The sequence below is a fragment of the Protofrankia sp. Cj5 genome (assembly GCF_917627405.1).
Lineage (GTDB): Bacteria > Actinomycetota > Actinomycetes > Frankiales > Frankiaceae > Protofrankia.
Genome location: NZ_CAKJTO010000071.1, coordinates 21,431 through 28,100, shown reverse-complemented (window position 1 = coordinate 28,100; position 6,670 = coordinate 21,431). Strand labels below are relative to the sequence as shown.

Sequence of the window (6,670 nt, the reverse complement as noted above, 5' to 3'; positions counted from 1 at the left end):
TTAGGACGGCCGTCCTACCCTCAGAGCGCGTTTGAGATCGTCATTCCGGCTCGCCGCGCAACGCCAGGAGCGGACGCGACACACCGCCTGTCTGCCATGTTCAGCGGATCACGGCGGACAGGCGGACAGGAAGGCAGTCAGCCCGCGGGGAGAATGACCACCCGGCGCTGGGGGTCTTCCCCTTCGGACTCACTGGCCACACCGTCCAGCGTCGCGATGAGGTCATGAACGACCTTGCGCTCGAACGGCGTCATCGGCTTCAGCTTCTCCGGCTGGCCGCCGGCCCGCACCCGCGCGGCGACCGCTGTGGCGAGCTCTCGCAGTTCGGCACGGCGCCGGGCACGGTGACCACCGACATCCAACATGAGCCGGCTGCGAACGCCGGTCTTCTGGAGCACCGCGAGCCGGGTGAGCTCCTGCAACGCCTCCAGTGTCTCCCCCCGGGCACCCACCAGGAGCTCCAGGCCCTCCCCTACGACGGCGACGACAGCCCGCTCCCCCTCCACGTCGAGGTCGAGGTCACCGTCCATGTCCACGATGTCGAGCAGAGCTTCCAGATAGTCCGCCGCGATCTCGCCCTCCTGCTCCAGATCGGCGATACGCTGCCGACCGTTCACCGGCGTCTCAGCGGCCGGGGCCGGGGCCGGAACCGGGTCACCGCCCTCGGTAGCCCCAGCGCTGTCGGCGGTCAGCTCGGGTGCCGAACCAGTCATCAGAACAGCTCCTTCGAGGGTAGACGTCTGTTGCCGGAGGTCCGGCGGGCGGGAATCCGATGGCCGCGGGAGCCGGTCAACGCCGCCCCCCGGGCCGCCCGCCCTTCCCGCGCCGCTTGGCGGGACGGGAACCGCCGGGGGGACGCCGTGCGCCAGCCGCCACCCCGGGTGCACCCGCCGAATGGGTCTTGGCTTCGCCGTCCGGCACCGTCCGGTTGTCCTGGACGGAACCGTTCTCGGCCGCTGGCGACACCCTGCCAGCCGGGTTGCCAGCCACCGTGGAAGGCCGCCCGTTGCTTCCGGGCGAACGGGTGCCGGGCGGAGCCTTGCCGGTGGACTTGTTCGTGCCCTTGGTCAGGGATGCCGCGGGCGAGGGATCGGCGGACGAATCCGTGGCTGACGCGTCCGCGGTGGGCTTGGGACGGTTCTTGGCCTTCGCCGTGGGACGGGCACCGGGCGCCGGGCGTGCTCCGGGCGCGGGCCGCGCCGGCGGCTCGAGCGTCTTGCCCTTGGCATTGCCGGTCTCCACCCGGGTGCCGGGCACGCGCCCGTTCGCCGCCTGCGACAGCAGCGGCGGCATCTTCTTGATGACAAAGAACTGCTGGCCCATGCTCCACAGGTTGGTGGTGAGCCAGTAGAGCAGGACAGCGATCGGGAAGCGGAAGCCGAACACCGCCAGCATCACCGGCGAGCCGTAAAGCAGCACCTTCTGGACCATCGCCTGTTGCGGGTCAACGGACCCGGCCCGCGCCATGATCTGTTTCTGGGTCAGGAACGTGGTCGCGCCCATGAGCAGGATCAGGACGACCGCAAAAATCTTGACGTTCGTCCCGTTGGCCTGGACGAAGTCGAGAAAGCTCGATGACGAGGTGAACGAGGTCGACAGTGAGACACCGAGCAGCTTGGCCTCGGCGATCTGCTGTACCTGATGGGCGGACAGCCCCACCCGGGGCGCCCACTCCAGCACGCCGCCCGGCCGCATCACCGGCTGAAGATGGCTGAACACATGGAACAACGAGATGAACAGCGGGATCTGCAACACGATCGGCAGACAGCCGAGCAGTGGGTTGCCATGCTCCTTCTGCAAGGCCATGATCTCAGCGTTCATCCGCTGCTTGTCATGCCCGTGCTTCTCCCGGATTTCCTTGATCTTGGGCTGCATCAGCTGCATCGTCCGCTGCGACTTCACCTGCCGGACGAACAGAGGAAAGATCAGGATACGGACACAGACCACCAGCAGGACAACGGAGAACGACCACGCGAAGAAGCTGTCCTGACCGAAGATCGGCCCGAAGCCACCGTGGAAGAAGACGATCGCGTGTGCCGCGAGATGGTAGAGGGGATCCAACACTGGCCTGTCTCCTTAGACCCTCGTGCCACGGCTGGCCCTCGTGCCAGGGTGGGACGCGGTCGGCTTGTGCGGGTGCTTGGGGGCGTGACCCGAGCCCGGGTCGCGCGTCGGGACCACATTGCGCGTCGGGACCGGGTCATAGCCGCCGGCGGACATCGGCTGGCACCGCAGCAGCCGGTAGGCGGTCAACAGACCGCCTCGGACCCCCCCGTAACGGCGCACTGCCTCAAGTCCGTAAGCGCTACAGGACGGCTCGAAGCGGCAGACGCCTGTAGTGCGCCCAGAACAGGCCGTCCGATAGATCCTGATCATAGTAAGCAGCAGCCAGGCGAGTGGGCTGCGTACCGTACCGTCAGAACCACGAGACACCCGCGGCGCGATCGTGGCCGCGATGTGGGTCGCCGCGGCCAGGTCAGCCGCCGTGAGCAGGCCGAGCACGAGAAGACCGCAGGTGCCCGTAGTCATCGACGGTGCCGGTCGACAGCTGCGGCAGGCCTGTCCCGCTGCCCGGTTGCGCTACCGGAGCGACCGCGGGACGCTCGCTCGCGCAACGCCCGGTCAAGGGCACGACCGAGCTCAGCCGAGGATGCGGTGGCGCTGTCCGGTAAAGCACGCACGATCACCAACGTCCCTGGCGGTACCTGATCCAATCGGGCGCGCATCTGCTCGCGGAGCCTCCGGCGAACCCGGTTGCGAACGACAGCGTTACCCACCTTGCGGCCCACGGCAAAACCCACCCGTGGGGGAGAAAGAGCGGCCGGTGCATTCACGTTATCCACAGGGTGATGGCTGCCAGCCTTGTTGTCCACAGCCAGGCTGTGGACAACAAGCGGACCGCTGCGGATCCGGTGCCCACCGCGACCGACCTGAGCATGCTCGGCCCTGGTTCGGACACGATTCCGAACGGGCAGCATGACGCGGGAAGGATCGCGACGCGGTGAATCTCAGGCGGACAACTCGCTACGGCCCTTGCGGCGACGGGCCGAGAGCACCGCGCGACCGGCACGGGTCCGCATCCGGAGCCGGAACCCATGCGTCTTGGCACGCCGACGGTTGTTCGGCTGGAAGGTGCGCTTGCTCACAGAAGACTCCGGACGACAGACGGGCAAAGGACAACAAGGACGGTAGCGGCGGCACGGGACACACCGAACAGCCCATGGTCGCCACAACCTGACGCCTGACACTATCAAGCCTCGCGTCACTGGGGCGGGAAGGGCGGTGACAACCGCTGTCCGAGGCACCGGAGGGGCGCCACACCGGGTGGAGTGTCATGGTCGTACACAGCTGTGGACGACCATGTGGAGAACTATCCCCTCGGCGGGCGCATCCATCAGGTGCCCGACCGCCCGACCGTCCGGAGGAGCCTCGCTCGTGACCGACCTCAGCGCCGGCCCATTCGCCGGCATGGCAGGCCCGGTGCCCGCCGGCGAACCAGATCTGTCCGCGGTATGGGGACAGGCTGTCGCCGGCGTGGCGGACGGTACCCTGTCAGGGCAGCAGCGGGCATGGCTGCGGCTGACCCGTCCACTCGGTTTGGTTCAGGACACAGCACTGCTCGCCGCGCCGAACGAATTCACCAAGGATCTGCTCGACTCCCGCCTCCGACCGTTTCTGTCCACAGCTTTGTCCACAGCCTATGGACGAGAAATCCGCGTCGCAGTCACGGTTGAGCACCTGCCCGACCCGGAGCCGATGACCGGGCCGATCATGCTGCCGGAGCCGGCGGTCACGGCCCCTCCCGCCGCCCGGATCACGCCGGGCCTCGGCCGCGACCCAGCACCCAGAGCGTACGAACCGGCCCGGCTGAACCCCCGGTATGTGTTCGAGACGTTCGTTATCGGTGACAGCAACCGGTTCCCGCACGCGGCCGCGGTGGCCGTCGCCGAAGCGCCGGCAAAAGCGTACAATCCGCTGTTTATTTATGGTGACTCGGGGCTCGGTAAGACCCACCTGCTTCACGCGATCGGCCACTACACCCTGAAGCTCTACCCAGAGTCACGAGTGAAGTACGTGAGCTCGGAGGAGTTCACCAACGACTTCATCAACTCCATCCGGGACGACCGCCAGCAGGCCTTCCAGCGCCGCTACCGCGACATCGACGTGCTGCTCGTCGACGACATCCAGTTCCTGGAAAACAAGGAACGGACGCAGGAGGAGTTCTTCCACACCTTCAACGTCCTGCACGACACCGAGAAACAGATCGTCATCTCCTCCGACCGCTCCCCCAAGCAGCTGTCCGCGCTGGAGGACCGGCTGCGCAGCCGGTTCGAGTGGGGTCTGATCACCGACGTCACCCCACCGGACCTGGAGACCCGGATCGCGATCCTGTCGAAGAAGGCCGCGACCGAGCGGCTGCCCGTCCCTGGTGACGTGCTGGAGTACATCGCCACGCATATCGAGCGCAACATCCGTGAGCTGGAGGGCGCGCTGATCCGGGTCGCGGCGTTCGCGAGCCTGAACAAGTCCCATGTCGACCGGACCCTGGCCGAGATCGTGCTGCGTGATCTCATCCCGGACGCGACCGACCCGGAGATCACCGCTGCGGCAATCATGAACGCGACCGCGACGTACTTCGGTGTGTCCATGGAAGACCTGTGTGGCACCTCCCGCAGCCGGGTCCTGGTCACCGCCCGACAGATCGCGATGTACCTGTGCCGGGAACTGACCGACCTGTCGCTGCCGAAAATCGGTCAGCACTTCGGTGGCCGCGACCACACCACGGTGATGCACGCGGACCGAAAGATCCGCGGGCTCATGGCCGAACGCCGTGCCATCTACAACCAGGTCACCGAATTGACGAACCGGATCCGGGCACAGACACGACAGGCATGAGCCGGGCGGATCCGGGGTAGAGAGCGGCCGAAGACGGTCGCGTCGGCCTCGGTGTACCGGTGGAGCCTTGTGCACAGCTTGTGGAAAACCCTGTGGAATATGGGGAGCGGGGGCCGGGATCAGGCGTGTCTGATCCCGGCCCCCGCCGCGTGTCCGCAAACTGCTGCGAAGCCCCGACGTAAGCGCTGCGTAGTGGGGACAGGCTGTGCAGAAACTGTGCACAAACAGTGGACAAACTCTGTACAGCGGGGGCACAGCTGGGGACAACCGGACCGGCGGTGGAAAACCACCGGCACTGTGCACAGCGTTACCCACAGCATCCGCACCGCTCAATCAGCCCCCTGAGCTGCGGATCGGCCTGGTTATCCCCAGTATCCACCGCCCCTACTATTACGACGGACTAGATCATTTCTCAGAAAACACAATCCAGAACCAGTGGGGCCTGGGGATAACGCGATAAAGATCGTTGATCAGTCACTTTCCGTTTTCGACGCGCTCTCCAGCCTCGGAGCGGCCCCGACCCGCCATGCCAGCCCCGCGACGCACCCGGCGCGGACGCCTGCGATGCTGGAACGCCTCAGTGCACGCGAACAGCACCATCCAGAAGGGCGAATCATGAAGTTCCGGGTTGAACGGGACGACTTCACCGATGCCGTGGCGTGGGCGGCGCGCACGTTGCCGACCCGTGCGACCTCCCAGCTTCAGGTCCTTGCCGGTCTTATGCTGGACGCGACCGGTCCAGCATTGAAGATCGCCGCTTTCGACTACGAAGTGGCCGCTCAGTGCGGGACAGCGGCGGCGATCGCCGAGGAGGGCCGGGCGTTGGTATCCGGTAAGCTCCTCGCGGAGATCACCAAAGCTCTTCCATCCGCGCCGATCGAATTGGCAACCGACGGTGCCCGAGTGGTACTTACCTGTGGTAGCGCACGTTTCACCCTGCCGACCATGTCAGTCGAGGACTACCCGACGTTGCCGCCGATGCCGGCGGTGACCGGTCACATCGAGGGGACCGCTTTCGCCGGAGCTGTCTCCCAGGTCGCGGTGGCCGCGGGTAAGGACGACACCTTGCCGGTGCTCACCGGTGTCCGTCTCGAGATCAATGGCGAGACTCTCACGCTGGCCGCTACGGACCGTTATCGGCTTGCCGTCCGGAGAATGAAGTGGCGACCTACGTCCGAAACGGTCGAGGGCATTGCGATGGTGCCGGCGCGTACGCTCAGCGACACGGCAAAATCGTTGTCAGGGTCGGGAGCGGAGGTCGCGATCGCGCTCGGATCGGGTCCGTCCGGGGAGGCTCTCGCCGGTTTCGCCGGTGGTGACAAGCAGACCACAACCCGTCTGGTGGACGGATCGTTCCCGGCCTACCAGCGGCTGCTGCCGGACAGCTCGCCGTTGACCGCGCAGATCGAGATCTCCCCGTTCGCCGAGGCCGTGAAACGTGTCGCGCTGGTCGCCGCGCGTACCGCTCCGGTCCAGCTGGGTTTCACCGCCGATCATCTGGTTCTTGAAGCCGGCGCTGGTGGTGAGGCGCAGGCCCGGGAGAGCCTGTCGATCGGCTATGACGGACCAGACCTGTCGATCGCTTTCAACCCGGCGTACCTGCTTGACGGTCTGAACGCGGTGGAGTCCGACGTCGTCCACATCGGTTTCGCGAGCGCTGACGACGCGGAGGAAGCCGCCAAGAAGCCCGCGATCCTCACCGGCAAGGCACCTGATGACGGCGAGGTTCCCGACTACCGGTATCTGCTCATGCCGATCAGGCTGTCCGGGTGAC

At 66.4% G+C, this 6,670-nt stretch carries 7 protein-coding genes; 2 read left to right on the top strand and 5 right to left on the bottom strand.

The window, feature by feature from the left end:
• Nucleotides 1–137: 137 nt before the first annotated feature.
• The 5 genes from MJ777_RS15580 to rpmH all read right to left on the bottom strand — a co-directional run bounded on the left by MJ777_RS15580 (nucleotide 138) and on the right by rpmH (nucleotide 3,146).
• Nucleotides 138–713, bottom strand: coding sequence for a R3H domain-containing nucleic acid-binding protein (locus MJ777_RS15580; RefSeq protein WP_239307961.1), 576 nt, complete (start codon nucleotides 711–713; stop codon nucleotides 138–140).
• A 76-nt stretch (nucleotides 714–789) separates the two neighbouring features.
• Nucleotides 790–2,064 (bottom strand): membrane protein insertase YidC, encoded by a 1,275-nt coding sequence (gene yidC, locus MJ777_RS15575; protein ID WP_239376986.1) that lies wholly within the window; start codon nucleotides 2,062–2,064, stop codon nucleotides 790–792.
• A 12-nt stretch (nucleotides 2,065–2,076) separates the two neighbouring features.
• Nucleotides 2,077–2,529 carry a membrane protein insertion efficiency factor YidD gene (yidD, locus tag MJ777_RS15570; protein WP_239307963.1) on the bottom strand — a complete coding sequence of 151 codons (453 nt, stop codon included), beginning with the start codon at nucleotides 2,527–2,529 and terminating at the stop codon, nucleotides 2,077–2,079.
• Entirely contained in the window at nucleotides 2,526–2,978 is a 453-nt protein-coding gene (gene rnpA, locus MJ777_RS15565; protein ID WP_239307964.1) for a ribonuclease P protein component, read from the bottom strand. Before rnpA ends, yidD begins: the two co-directional genes overlap by 4 nt.
• 30 nt (nucleotides 2,979–3,008) lie before the next feature.
• The gene (gene rpmH / locus MJ777_RS15560) at nucleotides 3,009–3,146 is read right to left on the bottom strand and encodes a 50S ribosomal protein L34 (RefSeq protein WP_013871596.1); all 138 of its coding nucleotides are present in this window, start codon (nucleotides 3,144–3,146) and stop codon (nucleotides 3,009–3,011) included.
• 289 nt (nucleotides 3,147–3,435) lie between these two features.
• Between rpmH and dnaA the strand changes: the two genes are divergently transcribed.
• Nucleotides 3,436–4,896: a chromosomal replication initiator protein DnaA gene (gene dnaA / locus MJ777_RS15555; RefSeq protein WP_239348315.1), complete on the top strand. Its 1,461-nt coding sequence runs from the start codon at nucleotides 3,436–3,438 to the stop codon at nucleotides 4,894–4,896.
• A 615-nt stretch (nucleotides 4,897–5,511) separates the two neighbouring features.
• Nucleotides 5,512–6,669, top strand: coding sequence for a DNA polymerase III subunit beta (gene dnaN, locus MJ777_RS15550; RefSeq protein ID WP_239307966.1), 1,158 nt, complete (start codon nucleotides 5,512–5,514; stop codon nucleotides 6,667–6,669).
• Nucleotide 6,670 lies beyond the last annotated feature (1 nt).

What these genes read in the sequence shown, in the direction of transcription:
- yidD (WP_239307963.1), bottom strand. Translation starts at nt 2,529, where the DNA reads ATGACTACGGGCACCTGCGGTCTTCTCGTGCTCGGCCTGCTCACGGCG.
- rnpA (WP_239307964.1), bottom strand. Translation starts at nt 2,978, where the DNA reads ATGCTGCCCGTTCGGAATCGTGTCCGAACCAGGGCCGAGCATGCTCAG.
- MJ777_RS15580 (WP_239307961.1), bottom strand. Translation starts at nt 713, where the DNA reads ATGACTGGTTCGGCACCCGAGCTGACCGCCGACAGCGCTGGGGCTACC.
- dnaN (WP_239307966.1), top strand. Translation starts at nt 5,512, where the DNA reads ATGAAGTTCCGGGTTGAACGGGACGACTTCACCGATGCCGTGGCGTGG.